Origin of the sequence: Shimia thalassica (assembly GCF_001458215.1) — a bacterium.
Classification (GTDB): domain Bacteria; phylum Pseudomonadota; class Alphaproteobacteria; order Rhodobacterales; family Rhodobacteraceae; genus Shimia; species Shimia thalassica.
In genome coordinates this window covers 76,608-94,336 of the sequence record NZ_CYTW01000005.1, presented here as the reverse complement: position 1 = coordinate 94,336, position 17,729 = coordinate 76,608, and the positions used below count along the sequence as shown (strand labels likewise).

Sequence of the window (17,729 nt, the reverse complement as noted above, 5' to 3'; positions counted from 1 at the left end):
GTGTTGTGTTTACGAGAACAGCATGCCGCCGTTAATGTCGACGTTCGTTCCAGTGAGGAACGCAGCATCATCAGATGCAAGGAAGACAGCCAGCTTGGCAACGTCTTCGGATGTGCCTTCGCGCTTAAGCGGCGTGACGTTGGCAACATGCGTGCGCACTTCGGGTTTCGTAAAGATGTTGTGGAAATCCGTGTCGATCATGCCGGGGCACAGGGAGTTGACGCGAATTTTGGGGCCCAGTTCTTTGGCCAAGCCACGTGTCAACGTCATCAGTGCGCCTTTGGATGCGCCATAGGCTGCAGCACCCGGTCCACCGCCATCACGTCCTGCTTGAGAGGCAAGACCAACAATAGAAGACCCTTCTGGCATATGTGGCAGGCATTCGCGTACCGCCAATACAAAGGATGTCAGGTTGACGTCCATCACCGCCTGCCAATGGTCCAAAGTCATCTCGGACACAGGAACGCGTGCAATAATGCCGCCTGTCACGTGAATAAGAGTGTCGACCTGACCGAAAGTCTCGACCGTCTTTGCAACCAGGGCTTTGACTTCTGCTTCTTTGGTCATGTCACCCTGAAGCGCAATCGCCTGACCGCCAGCTGCCGTGATTTCCGCGACAGCACTGTCTGCACCTTCGGAACTTGCAAAATAGTTGATCACAACATTTGCGCCGCGCGCAGCCAGCTCCATCACGCATGCCCGACCGATATCGCGTCCGCCGCCGGTTACAATCGCCGTTTTCCCTTTGAGGTCCATCATCATCTCCAACACATTGTTATTTACGGGCGCTCAGCTCTGAGTATTCGCAGTGTCTGATCGCCTCCCAGCAGGCCCCGAATTGGCCGGATGTCTTTTGTCCTTAACGTCAGACGCTCACCCGGCCCCTAGGGGCACTTGGTGACAAGGCGTATCTGAATTTCACCACCATAACAATACAAATTTTTACAAATAAGGATTGCCGTGACCCCCGCATGCGCCGAGACAGTGCAATGCCTTGATGCGCTTACAGAATCTTTTCCAGAGTAGATTTCGCCCTGCAGGTCAGGTCTCTTTTTCCATAAATAAAAAGGGTTTTCTGACCATCTGGCATCTAAACCGCAATTGCGACTTCCGAAAAGCAAGACCCGTTGCGCGGGTTCCAAATTTGTTGACATGGCAAATCAAAAATGACAAATACTTACAATTGAAATTTGACCCACGAACAAAAGGTTTCCCCCCGCCATGATGATAAATTCTGATTCACCCGAAGCCTGGATGGTGTCGGGCCCCGGTGCCGAACGTCGTATTCTTTGTCAGGACGAAGGTCTGATGATGGTCGCATTTCGCTTTGCAAAAGGCGGCGAAGGACTGCCGCATTCCCACCCGCATGTGCAGACAACCTATGTGTCCACCGGTCTGTTTGAATTCACTGTGGATGGCGTCACAAAGACACTTGCCCCCGGTGACGCGATGATCATCCCTACGAATGTTGTGCATTCCTGCGTCTGTCTTGAAGAGGGCGTTCTGTTTGACGCGTTCACACCAAGACGGGATGACTTCATGGAAGCCCACGGTCTCCCCACCACATGACGGTTGCGAAGGTTACCCTTCAAACACCCGTTTACGCGCATTTTCGACGTGGGCCCGCATAGCGGCCCGCGCTTCTTCCTGATTGCGGTTCTTGATCGCTTCAAAGATTTGATAGTGCTCTCTTTGAACCAGTTCCAAACGCTCTTGTGGCTTGGTCAGTGACAGGTTCCGCGTCAAATTCAACCCTGTCAGGATATTGGCCTTCATGGATGTCCGCGCGGCAGTGAAATATTGATTGCCCGAGGCTGTGCAAATCACCTCGTGAAACGTTTCATCCGCATCAACACCGAGTTCGCCCTCTTGGATACAGCGATCCAACTCGTCCAGCACCGCGCGTAGCTTTGCCAGATCTGCATCCGTGCGTCTTTCCGCCGCCAGATACGCCGCTTCACCTTCTACCGCTGCACGAAATTCAAAGGTTCTCTGGATATCGGCAATCGACCCGACCGGCGCAAAATCCAGAACCGCCCCTTCGGGACGCCGCTGCACAAAAGATCCGGACCCTTGTCGAGAAACAATCACGCCATCTTCGCGAAGTTGCTTCAGGGCCTGACGCAAGACAGGGCGAGAGACTTCCAACTGCTCACTCAGCGCATGTTCGGTGGGAAGCTTGGCGCCGACAGGCGTCTCTCCTCTCACGATCATCGAGAGTATTTTCTCGTAAACCCGGTCTGAAAGTGTCCGGTCGCGCCCCAGCTTTCCAGCTGGGGCCGCCTCTTTCGAAGAGGTTTTTACCTTTTGTTTTGCTTCCGCCATGCCTCAAACCTGTCCATCGTTTCAGGGTCGGTTGGTGGGTAGAGGCCAAATGTAGACGCCCCTTTCTGCACCATCTCCAACACGAAATCTTCAAAGACTGTCATCTCTTCTGCTTCTACTGCAACTTCTGCCACCAGATGAAGTGGTATGCAAACCACTCCCTCGTTGTCTCCTACCAAAATATCGCCGGGAAATACAGAAACTCCCCCACATGCGATGGGGTCATTGATCGCAACAGCATGGTGTTTGGTCAAATTGGTCGGCGCACTGGGCCGTGAGTGATAGGCAGGCATGTCCAACGCAGAGATTTCCGGAGTATCGCGAAAGCCGCCGTCGGTGACGATGCCGTTACACCCCAGTGCCTGAAGGCGCGTCACCAAAATGCACCCTGCGGACGCGGCTGTCGCATCCTGACGCGAGTCGATCACAAAGATCGCGCCTGCGGGACACTCTTCGACACCTTTACGTTGCGGGTTTTCGCGATCCGCAAAGGACTCCAAACCATCAAGATCTTCACGCGCCGGGATATAGCGCAGAGTATAGGCGGGACCGACCATATTGGGGCCAGGATTCATCCGCAGCGGGCCCTGGATGAAAATATTGCGGAAACCGCGACGAAACAAAGCCGTCGTAAGTGTTGCAGTGCTGACATTCATCAGCTTTTCATGAATCTCGGGAGCTAGGGTTCGCAAGGTCATTACCTTCCATTTTTTGTTTTTGGTTGTCGAAGCCAGAAGGCGAAACCTGCCAACTTCGACACTTCATTTTCGGGTCGCGAGAGATGCCACCCCTAGTCGATCAGTAGTGACGGCAAGTACAACGAAACGGCGGGCACATATGTGATCAGGATCAAAGCCGCCAAGATTGCGAGGTAGAATGGCCAGATCGTTTTCAGCGTTTCCTCAATCTTGACGCGCCCTACAGCACAGCCAACGAACAGACATGTACCAACCGGAGGTGTGCACAGACCGAGACCAAGGTTGACCAGCAGCATGATGCCAAACTGTGTTGGGTCCATCCCGAGGTCTTTGACGATGGGCAGGAAGATTGGGGTGCAGATCAAAATCAGCGCCGCCATGTCCATGATCATTCCAAGAACCAACAACATGACGTTGATCATCAGAAGAACAAAGATCTTCTCGCTCGAGATACCAAGCATAAAGCTGCTCAGCTTGTCCGGAACCTGATACAGCGCAAGAAGATAGGCAAACGAGCTTGCAAATCCGATTAGCACCATGACCATGGCCGTTGTCCGTACAGACGACACAACAGATGTTTTGAAACCTTCCCAATCCAGACTGCGATAGACAAAGAACGTCAGCAACAAGGCGTAAATCGCGCCGAATGCACCGGATTCTGTCACTGTGAAGACGCCGGACAATACACCGCCAACGATGATGATCGCTGTGATCAGGCCGGGAACAGCATGCAACGACGAGACCCAAACAGCTTTCCAGCCAGGGAAGGCTTCGGCAGGGTATTCGCGTTTAATCGCAATGATATAGGCAGCCACAGCCAAGCAAACACACATTAGAATGCCCGGAACGACGCCCGCAAGGAACAGCTTCGAGATCGAAATCCCTCCACCTGCTGCAACCGCGAAGATAATCATGTTGTGGCTGGGCGGAATAACGATACCGGCAATCGATGACGTCACAGTGACGTTCACGGCATAGTCCGGGTGATATCCGCGCTCTTTCATCATCGGGATCTGGATTGATCCAAGCGCCGAGATGTCAGCAATCGCCGAGCCAGAGATGCCCCCGAACAGCATGCTCGAGAAGATGTTTACAGTCGCCAGACCGCCACGAACATGTCCCACGAGGGTCTGTGCAAACCGCACAAGGCGCATCGCAATACCACCGTGAAGCATCAGTTCACCGGCAAAGATGAAGAACGGAATGGCGAGAAGTGAAAAGACCGAAATACCGGAAACCGATCTTTGAAAGGTTAGAAGCAAGGGGAAGCCTTCGTACCAAAAGGCCGTCAATGCTGCGATCCCCATTGCGAAGGCGACAGGGATGCCAAGCACCACTCCAACCGCGAAGATTCCAAGAAGAATTGCCAAGCCCATAGTTAGATCAAGCCTCTTTCAACGTAGGTTTTGCCGTGCACGTGGCAGGCTATTCGAAATGCGACACGGGTGCCGGCAAAGATAAACACAAGTCCACCACACAGCGCCGCCGACAGGGAACGAACGCCCTCGGGGATGCTCAGCATCGGGAGAAGTGTGCTCCAGCCAAAGACAACCAGATCAATACTTGCGATCATCATGATCAGGCCGAACGCGGCGAGAATGATATCGATAAGCAGACGCAGAAAGCTGTTGATTTTGGCCGGCATCATGTCCCGGAAAATCGTAACGCCAAGGTGGGTGTTGTCGTGGATACCCACTGCTGCGCCAAGGTAAGTGATATAGCAGATCAGCAACAATGCGAGTTGCTCAACCCAGGTCGGTGTAGAGTTGAGGACGTAGCGCCCGAAAACCAACCAACCAAATGTAACGATCAGAACAACAAGAGCGATTGAAGCGATCAGCATGCATAGGAAACTCAACCCATCCAGCACTCTTTCAGTTTGCTTCATCCAACGGGGTGCATCTTCCACGGATTGTTTCCTCCAAATCCGGTGTCGTATGCCCCAGCTATCGCCGGGGCATACTTTGATTTAGCAATGCAGATTAATCAGCGTTGCGGAACAGGTTAACGAGATCGGTCATGTCTGAGTTTGCAGCCAGGTAGCCGTCATAGACAGGGCCCATTGCGGCTTGGAACGCAGATTTGTCAGCGATTTCGTTGACTTGAACGCCACCAGCCTTGATGATTTCCATCGAAGCAGCTTCACGCTCGCCCCACAGCTTGCGCTGAAGATCGGTCGAGTTTTTGCCGGCTGTTTTAACGATTTCCTGCTGCTCTGGTGTCAGAGCATCAAACGCTTTTTTGCTCATGCACAGACATTCTGGAATGATCAGGTGCTGTGTCAGCGAATAGAACTGAGCAACTTCAAAGTGGCTTGTTGATTCATACGATGGCGGGTTGTTTTCCGCACCGTCAACGGTGTTGTTCTTGATCGACTGATACACTTCGGCAAAGGCCATTGGTGTACCGTTGCCGCCGAGGTTGTTCACCATGTCAACGAACAGGTCATTGTTCATAACCCGGATCTTCATGCCTTCAACGTCCGCTGGGGTGTTGATAGGCTGGATCGAGTTATAGAAAGAACGTGCGCCCGCATCATAGTAACCAAGAGCAACGATGCCCTTTTCTTCCAGAGCCTCACCAAGAGCAGCACCACCAGCACCGTCCATCAGTTCATACATCTGTGGAATGCTTTTGAAGATGAAAGGCAGCGAAACCACGTTGGTGGCCGGAACAGCCTGACCCATAGGCCCAAGGCTAAATACAGCAAAGTCCAGAGCGCCAAGGCGCAACTGCTCAATTGCGTCGGGCTGAGATCCCAGAACGCCAGCGTGGAATACTTTACCTTTGATTTCTCCGCCGGTTTTTTCTTCAACTTCAGCCATAAAAGCTTCCATGCCGTGTGACACGGGATAGTCTTCTACGTGAATGTTCCAACCGCGCCAGTCTTTGGCTTCGGCGCCCATTGGCGCAATGGCCATGGTTGCTGCGGCTGCAAGTGCGAATGCTCCGCGACCGATAAGGTTGCTAAACGTCATTGTCGTCTCCTCCTATGGACAATTTGTCACGAAACAATTCACACGAGTTACAAATTTTTACAACTATTTTTTTATTATTTGCAAAAATTCACAAACCTGAATGGACGATTACCCCAGTAAATTATGAGGTAAATCCATATTTTTACGGCAAAATCCAATTTGTCCACTTAATCTCGATTTGTTAAATGTGCGCAACGAAAAACAAGTTCACACCAATGAAGTTGTGAACTTGTTATTGAAAATATTCAGAATTGAGAGACCCACGCCCAGCGGGATTCGGCTGTTTTCCGAAGACTTGATCTAGTCCTCGAAATGACCAGCCGAAGCAAAAGCGCCGCCCTGAAATTTCACGGCAGGATCGTTGGGGTCATTCACCTCGGACGTCAGGACCGGGTCATCAGCAAACTGTGCCGAGCTGTCTTTAGGATGCCACCCGAGATAACCGGTTAATGTATTATCCCACCACGTCTCGTCATTATCAGAGGCACCATAGACAACCGCATAGCCAACCCGATCCGTCCGAAGAACGCATTTCACCAAGTCCGAAAGATCACGAAAGCTCAGCCAGGTGGCCATCATGCGGCGGTTACGGGGTTTTTCAAAACTCGATCCGATACGAATTGAGGCCGTCTCGATGCCGTATTTGTCAAAATAGTACCGCGCGACCAGTTCCCCAAACCCCTTGGACACCCCGTACATGCTGTCAGGCCTCATTTCCGCCGTAGCATCAAGGCGTGTTTCACGCTCGTGAAATCCGATTGCGTGGTTCGAACTGGCAAATACAACGCGTCCCACTTTGTGTTTTCGCGCAGCCTCGTAGATATTATAGACGCCGCGGATGTTCGCGTTCAGGATTGTCTCAAACGTGTTTTCGACCGACATCCCACCAAAATGTAGGATGGCATCACAGCCTTCGACAAGATCAAGAACGGCCTCGGCATCACCCAGATCACACTGCACGACCTCCTCTCTGGGGCCTGCAGGGTCCATGTCGGCAACATCGGACAGCCGGATCATGTCAAATTCTCCGGCAAGTGACGCCCTAAGGACTTTTCCCAGATTACCACCCGCGCCTGTCAGCAAAACACGTGTCATATGTTGCTCCAATTTTATTACATTCACCGGATTGATGACACGCCCGCAAGAGCCCTGTCAATTTTGTCATACAAATTTGACTATTTATTCTTCTAATCCACTTTCACGATTGCCCCCTCTTGGCCATCCGGTGCAAAGTGAACACACACGCACCGGAAAGACACTCAATGGCAAGCACCTCCCGCAAGCAGGCAAAAGAATCCGGCCTGAACCTGTCCCAATATGTGGCGACCCAATTAAAGGCGCGCATCCTTGAGGGCGATATGACACCGGGGTCCAAACTTCCGACCGAACAGAAACTCACGCAAGAGTTCGGCGTGAGTAGAACCGTTATTCGCGAAGCCATATCCGGCCTTAAACAGGACGGTTTGCTGGTGTCCCGACAGGGTTCCGGTGTGTTTGTCCTAGAGCCCAAGCAAACAGACGAAACACTGACTTTTCTGAGCCAGAACCCGCAAACAATTGCGGGCGTCATCGAAACTCTTGAGTTGCGATCTTCCGTAGAAATAGGCGCTTCCGAATTTGCAGCTTTGCGTTGTTCTCCTGCTCAGGAAGCGAAAATTTTGGATTGCCACCAGAAATTCAAACAACGCGTGATCTCGGGCGAGATATCTGAGTCCGAAGACTTTGCGTTGCATGTTGCCATCGCAGAAGCCACCAACAACCAAAAGTTCGTGGACTTTCTTCATCTGCTCGGCCGCGACACCATCCCGCGCTCGGAACTTCGCAAGAAGGCAAACCTTCAAACCGACCCGGAAGTCGAACTTCAAATTCTGCAAGAGCATCGGGAAATCGTGGATGCCATCATCAGACGGGACCGCGATGCCGCAGGTCAGGCAATGCGTGCCCACCTTGCAAATGGAGCTGAACGCTATCGTGTTCTTGCGCGGTTGGCCCAGCTTTCCTAGCCGCCACAGAATTCATCATACAAATATTGACAGAAGGTGAGTGATTGCGGATACATTGGGGACAACGCCACCGATCCCACCCTTTTTGTATCGACCTTTGGAAAGACGCGCATGACCCCTCAAGATCTAAAAGAAAAAGTCGGCTCTGGACTACTCTCCTTTCCGGTAACGCATTTCGACAGTGCGCTTGAATTCGACACAAAGGCCTATCAGGAACACGTCAGCTGGCTCTCTCAATATGATGCGGCGGCCCTTTTTGCGGCTGGCGGCACGGGCGAGTTGTTTTCACTGACACCTCAAGAAATCCGCGAAGTTGTTCAGGCGGCCAAAGACGCCGCGGGTGACACACCCATTATTTCGGGGTGCGGATACGGCACGAAAATGGCGATCGACATCGCACGTGACGTGGAATCGGCTGGTGCCGACGGCATTCTTCTGCTGCCACACTATCTGATCGGCGCAAGCCAGCAGGGCCTTTTCGAACACATCAAAGCGGTGTGTGACTCGGTCAGTATCGGTGTCATCATCTATAATCGCGCGAACTCTGTCGCGAATGCAGACAGCGTGGCGCGCCTCGCCGAGGCCTGCCCGAACCTGATTGGCTTCAAGGATGGCACCGGCGACATCAACCTTGTTCGTAAAATCGTCTCGAAATGCGGAGACCGTCTCACCTATGTTGGCGGCATGCCCACACACGAGGTTTTTGCCGAAGCTTACGATGCCATTGGCGTGACGACCTATTCCTCGGCCGTGTTCAATTTCGTGCCTGAACTTGCCCTTTCCTTCTATGACGCGATGCGCGCCAAGGATCATGCAACGCTCAACACATTGCTGGACGAGTTCTACTATCCGTTTCTGGAGATACGCGACCGCGTGCCGGGCTATGCCGTTTCCGCCATCAAAGGCGGGCTTGCGGCGGCTGGTCGCCCCTCTGGCCCCGTCAGGCCCCCACTTACCAACCTGACCGAAGACGAGATTGCAGCGCTTGCAGCCATCATCAAGGGATGCACCTGGTGAAGATTACCAGTGTCCGCACCCATATATTGCACCATGATCTGGAACGCCCGTTCCAGTCGTCCTTTTCGACATTTCGGGCCCGCAGGCACCTGCTTGTTGAAATTGAAACCGATACGGGCCTGACGGGATGGGGTGAATGTCTGGGGCCAGCAGATATCAACGCAGCCGTGGTTCGGGCGATGACGCCACAGCTGCTGGGCCGATCCCCCTTGGAAATCGAACCCATCTGGCTGGATATCTACAACCAGTTTCGCGATCAGGGGCAGCGCGGCGTCATTCATACGGCGCTAAGCGGTATCGATATCGCGCTTTGGGACATTGCCGGCCACCACTTTGACGCCCCCATTCACCAGCTTATGGGTGGTGCATGGCGGACAAGCATTCCCGCCTATGCCACTGGGGGCTTTCGCCCCGAAGGCGGCGATCACGCCACAGCCTGCGCCAAAGAGATGGCACAATATGTGGCAGAAGGGTTCAAGGCGGTTAAAATCAAAATCGGCTATGGTGTGGAAAGTGATCTTGCCACCATCGCGGCCGTCAGAGAGGCCATTGGCGAAGACGTTGAGCTGATGATTGATGCCAATCACGGCTATGATGCGATAGATGCCATAACCGTCGGTCGCCAAGCCGCGAAATACAACATTCACTGGTTTGAAGAACCCGTCGTGCCCGAAGCCCTGCGCGCCTATCAGCAAGTGCGCCAAGAACAGCCCATTCCGGTGGCCGCTGGCGAAACATGGCACGGCCGTTGGGCGATTGATGAGGCCCTGCAACAAGACACAGTGCAGATCCTGCAACCGGATGTCTGTGGTGCCGGAGGGCTCAGCGAAGCCCGTAAAATCATCACGCTTGCGGACATTCACCACGTAAGGCTTGTGCCACATGTCTGGGGAACGGCCGTTGCCCTTGCCGCCGGTCTTCATTTCCACGCCATCCTGCCGCCTGCCCCACCCAGCCATGAACAACGCTCGCCCCGTCTCGAGTTTGATCGGACCTACAACCCGTTCCGTCAGGAAATTATCCAGACGCCAATCGAACACGAAAGCGGTATGGTCTCGGTTCCCACCGGGCCCGGCCTCGGAATATCCATCAACCGCGACGCCCTTCAACGTTACTGCGTCTGATCCAGGATCGGAGACCCTTGATGTTCAGGACACTCACAGGCCGCGCACCGGTCTCTGCACTGCCGCCTCTTGCCGCGGATTGTCATATCCATCTGTTCGACAGCTCCAGGTACAGCGATCAACCCAACGGGCCCACGGCGCCGGCGGATGCGCTCATTTCGCACTATGAACAGGTGCAGAAATGGCTTGGTCTTGAACGCGTCGTGATTGTTCAGGGCAACGCCTATCAGAAAGACAACAGATGCCTGCTGGAAGGGCTTGACCATTTCGGACCTGCGGCGCGCGGTGTGGTCGCGGTCAGTGCTGACATAAGTGATGAAGACCTGCACCAGATGACCGCCAAAGGCGTGCGCGGTGCGCGGATCATGAACATTCTGCAAGGGGCCGTGGGGCTGGATGAAATGCTCGAGGTCAATGCCCGCGTGTATCCCTTTGGATGGTCCCTGATCGTACAGTTCGACGGCCGCGATATCCTTGCGCAGATGGCAAAACTGGAAAGCATAAAAGGCGACTATGTCATCGACCATACCGGTAAATTTCTTGAGCCGGTCACGACTGACAGCGCAGAGTTTGCCGCCCTGTTGCGGCTTGTGGATCGTGGAAATTGCTTTGTGAAACTGGCGGGATGCTACGAGACCTCAAAGATCGGACACCCGGGATTTGACGATCTTGCCGCCCTGTCCAAAGCTTTGATCCAGCATGCACCGGACCGCATTATTTGGGGCACCAACTGGCCACATAACATGTCGAATTCACGCGAGACCTATCCAGACGATGTCCATCTCCTCGACCTCGCAATGGATTGGGCCGGATCCCGCGCAAATATCCAAAAAATCTTCGTCGACACCCCCGCCCAGCTCTACGGCTTTAGCTGATCGCGCCCACACGCCCCAGAAAATCAGACTTGCCGTCTGGACCAAACCTGTATTATAGGTCCATAGGTTTAAAAAAATCTGGCACAGTCACCGTGCTGCCACTTGATGGATCGATATGACGGATGAATTCGAAAATCTGGACCGGCGTCCGCTGTATGCGAGGGTCGCGGACAGCATTTCTGCAATGATTGCAGACACGGGCCTGCGCCCTGGTGACGACCTTCCGTCCGAGGCAGACCTTTGCGCACGGGCGGGTGTGAGCCGTGTTGTCATCAGGGGGGCCTTGGCGCACCTCGCGGGCGCAGGGCACATCAAGCTGTCGAATGGCCGAAAGGCACAAGTCATCGCGATGAACCCCGATGTGCTTGAAAACACCTTTAGCCACGGGTTGGCCACGTCACAGTTTTCGGTCAACAAGGTGCTCGAAGTCCGCCGCGGCGTTGAGACAAGCACCGCAGCACTCGCGGCCAAAAACCGCTCTGACGCACAGGTCGCGCAGCTTCTTTCATTGTGTGAACTTATGGAACAGGCGGTTGGTGACCCCGATGCCTTTGCGGAACTGGACTATCGGTTCCACCTCTGCATTGCCGAGGCAACAGACAACCCGCTTTACGTCTATATCGTGAAACCCCTTCGCGAAATCATGAAGCATTCCATCACCGTGGGCCGTTTGGCGCAATCTTCCGAGCGCGAACAAAACCGCATTGTAGAAGACCACCGGATCATTCAACGCGCGATCGCAAATGGCGACGCACGGGGGGCTGCAGCCGCGATGGAGGCGCATTTCTCTTCCGCCAGTGATGCGCTGACCCGAAACGAAACGGAAACGACGACAGGACCAACACCATGACATCTACACGCCCACATGCGCTGGACATTCTCTGTTTTGGTGAACCTATGTTCGAGTTCTCCTGGATCGAAAAAGACAACATTCGCCCGGGCATTGGCGGAGACGTTTCAAACACGGCTGTCGCCGCGACAAGAGCCGGAGCAAAGGCGGGTATGCTCACCCATCTTGGCACGGATGGCTTTGGCGATCACATCCTTCAACTCTATTCGGATGAAGGCATTGACGCGTCGCGTGTCCAGCGCTCTGAAGCGGCGCCAACCGGTCTCTATTTTATTGAGTACGGACCAAACGGGCACCAATTCTCGTATCGCCGTGCAGGCTCTGCCGCCAGCCAGATCGGCCCCGATGACCTCGACCAGCGCATGTTTGATGGTGTCGGCGTTCTTCATATCAGCGGCATCACACAGGCCATTTCGGAAACCGCCTGTGCGGCATCTATCCGTGCTGCCGAATTGGCGCGCAAGGCAGGGGCCCGCGTTGCGTTTGATACCAACTTGCGCCTCAACCTTTGGACCGCACAACAGGCCGTCGCCGCGATGGAACAGATTTTGCCTTTGGTCGACGTAGTCTTTCCAAGCATAGAAGATTCCGAAGCCCTGTTCGGCCTCAGCGACCCTGAACAAATTTGCAAACGCTTCCTGTCTTTCGGCGTTGAAATGGTTGTTCTGACCCTCGCGGAAAAAGGCGCCATTGTTGCCACAGAACATGGCCAGCACATGATCGATGCCTTCCCCGCAAACCTGACGGACGCCACCGGTGCCGGCGACACGTTCGACGGCGCGTTTCTTGCCGAGTTTTCCCGCTCGAAGAATGCTCTGGACGCCGCGCGGTTTGCGTGTGCCGCGGCCTCTCTCTCTGTTGAAACCGTCGGAGCCGTTGCTTCCATCCCGCATTACGACGCCATCCAATCGCGGATGCAAAAAGGTGAGATACTCTAAAATGACTCCTGCTGAAGCAAGCAAACTGGCCGGTGACATCTGCCGCCTGGCCCCCATTATGCCCGTCCTTGTCGTGCAAGACGCCGCCCAAGCCATCCCTTTGGCAAAATCTCTGATCGCCGGAGGCTTGCCTGCGCTTGAGGTGACATTGCGCACCCCTGCTGCCCTGGACGTCATTCGGGCCATGTCTTCCCTAGAGGACTGTGCGGTTGGTGCCGGAACACTTGTCACGCCTCTGGATGTGCGCAACGCAAAAGCAGCCGGAGCAACCTTTGGTGTGTCCCCCGGCACGACCGACAGCCTGATTGAGGCCTGTCTGGAAGAAGACCTGCCCCTGATCCCCGGCACGGCATCGGCCAGCGAAAGCATGCGGTTGCTGGAACGCGGGTTTACCGTACAAAAGTTTTTCCCTGCAGAAGCCTCGGGCGGCGCCCCTGCCCTCAAGGCGATTGGCGGCCCCCTGCCCCAGATCAGCTTTTGCCCCACCGGCGGCGTCAGCCTGTCAAACGCTAAAAGCTATCTCAGCCTGCCAAACGTCATTTGTGCCGGCGGCAGCTGGGTCGCGCCCGAGGCATTGGTTTCACAAGGGCGTTGGGCAGACATCGAAGCGCTTGCCAGAGAGGCTAGTGAAACGCTTTCGAGCTAAGGGATCAAACAGGGTCTTAAAGACGTGAAGCGCAGCAAGCCTTCACGTCATTCACCTGTTTCGTTTCCATACAGCTGCGACAGTTTTCCGGCGGCAATCTGCAAGGGTTCAAGGAACCCCAGAATGCGGTCCAGAGTCTGGCGCTGAACGGGGGCATGCACGGACAAGGTTGCCATCAAACGGCTTTGCTGATCCAGAATTGGCACTGCAAGCGCTGCCATTCCGGTCATAAACTCTTCGTTGTCGGTCGAATATCCACGTTTGCGCGTTTCACGCAGCTCTTCCCTTAAAAGTTCGGGCGAAGTGATCGTTTTCTCGGTTTTCCGCTCAAGCGGGCTGGCGTTCAGAACCCCGACAAGGGTTGGGGTTCGAAGGCTCGACAAGTACATCTTTCCGCTTGCCGTACAGTGAAAGGGCACTTGTGTGCCGACAGGCAGTTGAATGCGCAGGGGCCACTTGGTCTCGACCCGATCCAGATAGGTCATGCCTTCGCGGTCCGGCGTGGCCAGATTGCAGGTTTCACCGATCTCTTCTGCAACCCCTTTCAGGATCGCAAGGCGCGCCGTGCGCAAATGCTCGGAAGACACTGTGTTTACGGCCAAGGCGCGCAGACGCGGCCCCGGTCCATAAGAAGCCCCGTCCAGATCGCGCTGCAGAAAACCTTCTGCTTCGGCTGTTTGCAAAAGGCGATGCACCGTCGGCTTGGGCAGGCCCAGCGCCTCGATCAACTGAACGGGCCGCACCGCAACGCCAAGGCGCGCAACTTCTTCCAATACCACCAGCAGCCGAAGATTGGTGGGCAGTTGACCGCTGGTGGAATGTGTTGCGCCGTTTGGCATTGCGTCTTGACCTATCTGTTGGGCAGAAGGATCAACGCCAAATCTGGAACCAAAGAGACCAATATCCAGACGCAGATCAATGCTGCAAGATAGGGAACGGTATAGCGAAGCAACCTGAAGTATGGAACACCCGTCACGCCGGATGCGACATAGAGGTTCAACCCATAAGGTGGCGTGATAAAGCCAATCGAGGCCCCCACTAGGAAAATCACCGAAAAGTGGATCGGATCAATGCCGACCGATGCCGCAATGGGCGCAAGGATCGGTGCCAGAATGATCGTAACCGGCAAGCTTTCCAGTACCATACCCGAGAAGAAAACAATCACCATCGATGTGAACAGAACCGCATGATAGCCGCCCATGGAGGTCACGAAATCCCCGATGGTTTGCTGCGCCCCGAGCAACGACAGGATCTGTTGCATCACGACCGAAATCGCAATCAACGGCGCAAGAATGCCACTGATCTGGGCCGAGCGGACCACGATTGAGGGAAGCTGTGGAATGGTAAAGCCCTCGACAACAAACATCTCGAGATAGCTTTTCTCGGAAACCGGTTTGTCCTTCTTTGATCCCAGGATTGCATTCAACGGATAGCTGACCAATCCGGCAATGACACAGAACCCGACCGTAACACCCGCCGCTTCGGTGGGGGAAAATTTGCCTGTGTAAATGCCCCAGAGCACCAACCCGATAGCAAAGAACCCCAGCCAAGCGCCAAAGGCCGTTTTCAGAACACGGTTCAGTTCGAGCGGGATCAAATGACCCCAGCCGTTGATACGGCAAATGACCCAACATGCCACCTGCATGCCGATGACCATCAGCGCACCGGGAATGATGCCCGCCACGAACAGCTCGGAAATCGGCAGGTTCAGTAAAAAGCCGTAAACGATAAAGATGATCGACGGGGGAATGATGATCCCCACGGTGCCACCAGCAGCGGCGGTCGCTGCGGAGAAGCGTTCATCATACCCGCCCTTGACCATTTCCGGATGCAACATCGATCCAATGGTCGCCGTCGTGGCCGAATTCGATCCCGAGATCGCAGCAAACAGCCCGCATGCACCAAGGGCCGCCATGGCAAGCCCCCCTCGTAACCATCCCAGACAGGCATAGGCAAAATCGGATAGCCTTCGTGCAATTCCGGATTGGTTGATCAAGTCGCCGGTCAGAATGAACAAGGGCATCGCGAGCAGGGCAAAGCCTTTGTTGAAGACGTTCATCAACTCGGCCCCCATATTATCAAGGGTCAATCCCAAGACAAACGAACACCCGATAACCCAATAGGCGATCACCAGAAGAACGGGCACCCCGAGCATGAACAGGAAGGTCACCCCCAATGAAATCAATGTGACCCAAGTACCATCAGCCATCACAGATCCCCCCCGATTACAGCTTGTTTGATCATCGGGTTTCCATCTCGGTAATTTCGTATGTCATCCGCAAAATTCTCGAAAACCCGCGCGGTCATCAGAATTGCGGAAAAGGGCACGGTGATCAAAAACCACCATTGCATGGTATTGTCTGTGCCCAGCACAATCTGGAAGTTGGAAGCCGACAGGGCGGCTGCCCGCGTGGTCGTGACAACGACAATCACCGCAAAGATGAACCACAACACCGCATCAAGTGTGAGACAGGCCAGTTGGCCCGTGCGTGGCATCGCGGTGCGAAATTCGGCAAAGCTAAGGTGTGTGCGCAACCGGACATTAAAGGCCGCCCCAAACCACGCCATAATCATGAACAGCAACGGCGGGATCGTCGTGGACCATGGTTGCTGATTGGAGAAAACAAACCGGTCAATCACTCCCCAGAAAATGATGAAGGCAATCGCAAGATAGCTGTAGACCATGATCGAGCGCTCGAGATGTCGATCCAGCCACGGCACGGCTTTGTAAATCCACATCATCACAAGACCCAAAACGGCGGTGGCCATTGTTCCAAAAACCCATGCTGCATCAGGTTTCAGAGAATTGCGTATTTCATAACTGTCTAGCGACGCGAAGGCGCTGAAAATTGTGCCTACATCAGACCAGAGTGCCATTGTCCCCTCCCTTGGGTATCCGTTGGGTGTTCCCAATCTTTCGGATCAAAAAGTGAAACCGGCGCACCGTGGCACGCCAGTCTCGAGTTCTGTTGGTTGGCCTTAGGCCTTCCACCACCGGCGTGGCTCTACGTTTTCGGGCTTCATGTCCTTGGGGACCTGACGCGCGATGTCATAGATTTCCTGATAGGTGTCGATGCCACCGGCCCAGCCGTTCAAACGGTCACGCCACTTTTCCCAAAGCTGTGGTTGGAACTCGGGTGAGCACATCTCTTCGGCCATCTTGATCTGGTCATCCGCAAGGAACGCGTTGCGCACATTGTTTTCTGCAAAGATGGTGCCGGGCATCTGTGGATCGGAATGTCCAACCGTCTTGACCAATGCCGCCTCGTTTGCGGCCTGAACATGGGTTTGTGCCCAATAGGCGGATTCCATCACGGCATCTTGCAGATATCCTTCAAGGCTATCAAACACAGAGGCGCTCATGGATGTGTGCTCGGTTCCGCAGAAGAATTTGAGGTCCACGGACTGGCTGACCACTGGCGACATGTTCGCATAGGCCACAGCAGACGCCCATGTTTCCGCACCATCAATCAGCCCCTGCTTCAGACCATCAAGAGTTTCTTCCCAAGCCACAGGCACAGGGTTCAGGTTCAAAGCCTGCATCGCAATCCGGCCAAGCTGTGTGCCCGTCACACGGTTTTTGGTGCCAAACAACTGCTCAAGTTTTGTCACGGTCGGCTTGTCTTCCCAACCCAAACCCAGCTGGATGCCCCGCAGCTCACAGTGGCTAAACAGGAATTTCAGACCGTGACGCTTTTCAAGAGGTTCGCGCAGGATGCGCTGTGACTCTGGGCTATAAAGGAAATGGTACTGAGACGCGCGACCGGGGAACATATAGGCATAGTCCAGCACGTTCAGATAAGGTGCGCCGCCCGCCGAGTTTTGCGTAGACGCCGCATAAATGTCGACGATCCCCTGCTGGGTTTTTTCCACACAGGATGTCTGGCCACAGATTTGGTTGTTACCGATGAATTCAATACGGATCTCGCCATCTGTGCGGCTTTCGAGATCTCGTGCGAATTCCAGCGCGCCTGCGCGCTCGATCAACAGGTTTTGCGCATTAAAGCCGGCCGCGCCGAACTTGAGCGTGTGTTTAGCAGGTTTTGAATACCGCTTGTCGTAGGTCGATTCCGCAGCACTGGCGAGATTGGCCAGGGACATTGCTCCTCCAAAGCCCCCCGCTGCCAGAAGCGTTGAACTCATGCCAAATCGTCCGGCGACCCTAAAAAGGTCACGTCTCGAAATCTTACTCAGATTATTGGATACGCTCATTTCATTCCTCCCTAACGAATTTATTGAGACTTGTGGTCTCATTAATAGTTACTTATTGATGAA

The 17,729-nt window shown here is 54.3% G+C and carries 19 protein-coding genes; 8 read left to right on the top strand and 11 right to left on the bottom strand.

The genetic code is table 11. From position 1 onward, the window contains the following. Positions 1–9: 9 nt before the first annotated feature. A complete protein-coding gene (locus PH7735_RS17285; RefSeq protein ID WP_058312679.1) occupies positions 10–756 on the bottom strand; it encodes an SDR family NAD(P)-dependent oxidoreductase in 747 nt (248 codons plus the stop codon). Between the two features lie 468 nt (positions 757–1,224). Between PH7735_RS17285 and PH7735_RS17280 the strand changes: the two genes are divergently transcribed. Beyond that, positions 1,225–1,569 carry a cupin domain-containing protein gene (locus PH7735_RS17280; RefSeq protein WP_099272176.1) on the top strand — a complete coding sequence of 115 codons (345 nt, stop codon included), beginning with the start codon at positions 1,225–1,227 and terminating at the stop codon, positions 1,567–1,569. A gap of 12 nt (positions 1,570–1,581) precedes the next feature. On the opposite strand, the gene PH7735_RS17275 is transcribed toward PH7735_RS17280, so the two are convergent. The 6 genes from PH7735_RS17275 to PH7735_RS17250 all read right to left on the bottom strand — a co-directional run bounded on the left by PH7735_RS17275 (position 1,582) and on the right by PH7735_RS17250 (position 7,096). Further along, positions 1,582–2,325, bottom strand: coding sequence for a FadR/GntR family transcriptional regulator (locus PH7735_RS17275; RefSeq protein WP_058312677.1), 744 nt, complete (start codon positions 2,323–2,325; stop codon positions 1,582–1,584). Continuing rightward, complete coding sequence (locus PH7735_RS17270; RefSeq protein WP_058312676.1) at positions 2,301–3,023, bottom strand: ribonuclease activity regulator RraA; 723 nt, start codon at positions 3,021–3,023, stop codon at positions 2,301–2,303. Before PH7735_RS17270 ends, PH7735_RS17275 begins: the two co-directional genes overlap by 25 nt. A gap of 92 nt (positions 3,024–3,115) precedes the next feature. Continuing rightward, entirely contained in the window at positions 3,116–4,399 is a 1,284-nt protein-coding gene (locus PH7735_RS17265) for a TRAP transporter large permease (protein ID WP_058312675.1), read from the bottom strand. A gap of 2 nt (positions 4,400–4,401) precedes the next feature. Then, on the bottom strand, positions 4,402–4,932 hold the full coding sequence (locus PH7735_RS17260) for a TRAP transporter small permease (protein ID WP_233488345.1): 531 nt from the start codon (positions 4,930–4,932) through the stop codon (positions 4,402–4,404). Positions 4,933–5,005: 73 nt separating this feature from the next. Next, entirely contained in the window at positions 5,006–6,001 is a 996-nt protein-coding gene (locus tag PH7735_RS17255; RefSeq protein WP_058312674.1) for a TRAP transporter substrate-binding protein, read from the bottom strand. Between the two features lie 300 nt (positions 6,002–6,301). After that, positions 6,302–7,096 (bottom strand): NAD-dependent epimerase/dehydratase family protein, encoded by a 795-nt coding sequence (locus PH7735_RS17250; RefSeq protein ID WP_058312673.1) that lies wholly within the window; start codon positions 7,094–7,096, stop codon positions 6,302–6,304. A 167-nt stretch (positions 7,097–7,263) separates the two neighbouring features. Here PH7735_RS17250 and PH7735_RS17245 point away from each other — a divergent pair, with 167 nt between their 5' ends. The 7 genes from PH7735_RS17245 (at position 7,264) to eda (ending at position 13,454) form a co-directional block, all read left to right on the top strand. Beyond that, positions 7,264–8,004, top strand: a complete 741-nt coding sequence (locus PH7735_RS17245) for a FadR/GntR family transcriptional regulator (RefSeq protein WP_058312672.1) — start codon at positions 7,264–7,266, stop codon at positions 8,002–8,004. Positions 8,005–8,115: 111 nt separating this feature from the next. Further along, complete coding sequence (gene kdgD / locus PH7735_RS17240) at positions 8,116–9,021, top strand: 5-dehydro-4-deoxyglucarate dehydratase (RefSeq protein WP_058312671.1); 906 nt, start codon at positions 8,116–8,118, stop codon at positions 9,019–9,021. Further along, entirely contained in the window at positions 9,009–10,145 is a 1,137-nt protein-coding gene (locus tag PH7735_RS17235; RefSeq protein ID WP_370737392.1) for a mandelate racemase/muconate lactonizing enzyme family protein, read from the top strand. Before kdgD ends, PH7735_RS17235 begins: the two co-directional genes overlap by 13 nt. Positions 10,146–10,165: 20 nt before the next feature. Next, complete coding sequence (locus PH7735_RS17230) at positions 10,166–11,020, top strand: amidohydrolase family protein (protein WP_058312670.1); 855 nt, start codon at positions 10,166–10,168, stop codon at positions 11,018–11,020. 115 nt (positions 11,021–11,135) lie between these two features. Next, on the top strand, positions 11,136–11,870 hold the full coding sequence (locus PH7735_RS17225; protein ID WP_058312669.1) for a FadR/GntR family transcriptional regulator: 735 nt from the start codon (positions 11,136–11,138) through the stop codon (positions 11,868–11,870). Further along, positions 11,867–12,808, top strand: coding sequence for a sugar kinase (locus PH7735_RS17220; protein ID WP_058312668.1), 942 nt, complete (start codon positions 11,867–11,869; stop codon positions 12,806–12,808). The genes PH7735_RS17225 and PH7735_RS17220 overlap by 4 nt, the downstream gene beginning before the upstream one ends. A gap of 1 nt (position 12,809) precedes the next feature. After that, positions 12,810–13,454 (top strand): bifunctional 4-hydroxy-2-oxoglutarate aldolase/2-dehydro-3-deoxy-phosphogluconate aldolase, encoded by a 645-nt coding sequence (eda, locus tag PH7735_RS17215; RefSeq protein WP_058312667.1) that lies wholly within the window; start codon positions 12,810–12,812, stop codon positions 13,452–13,454. A gap of 47 nt (positions 13,455–13,501) precedes the next feature. Here the strand turns inward: eda and PH7735_RS17210 are convergent, their stop codons facing one another. The 4 genes from PH7735_RS17210 to PH7735_RS17195 all read right to left on the bottom strand — a co-directional run bounded on the left by PH7735_RS17210 (position 13,502) and on the right by PH7735_RS17195 (position 17,666). After that, positions 13,502–14,293: an IclR family transcriptional regulator gene (locus PH7735_RS17210; protein ID WP_058312666.1), complete on the bottom strand. Its 792-nt coding sequence runs from the start codon at positions 14,291–14,293 to the stop codon at positions 13,502–13,504. Between the two features lie 11 nt (positions 14,294–14,304). Then, positions 14,305–15,663, bottom strand: a complete 1,359-nt coding sequence (locus PH7735_RS17205; protein WP_058312665.1) for a TRAP transporter large permease — start codon at positions 15,661–15,663, stop codon at positions 14,305–14,307. After that, positions 15,663–16,331 (bottom strand): TRAP transporter small permease, encoded by a 669-nt coding sequence (locus tag PH7735_RS17200; protein WP_058312664.1) that lies wholly within the window; start codon positions 16,329–16,331, stop codon positions 15,663–15,665. The genes PH7735_RS17205 and PH7735_RS17200 overlap by 1 nt, the downstream gene beginning before the upstream one ends. Positions 16,332–16,433: 102 nt before the next feature. After that, positions 16,434–17,666: a TRAP transporter substrate-binding protein gene (locus tag PH7735_RS17195; RefSeq protein ID WP_058312663.1), complete on the bottom strand. Its 1,233-nt coding sequence runs from the start codon at positions 17,664–17,666 to the stop codon at positions 16,434–16,436. Positions 17,667–17,729: the final 63 nt, after the last annotated feature.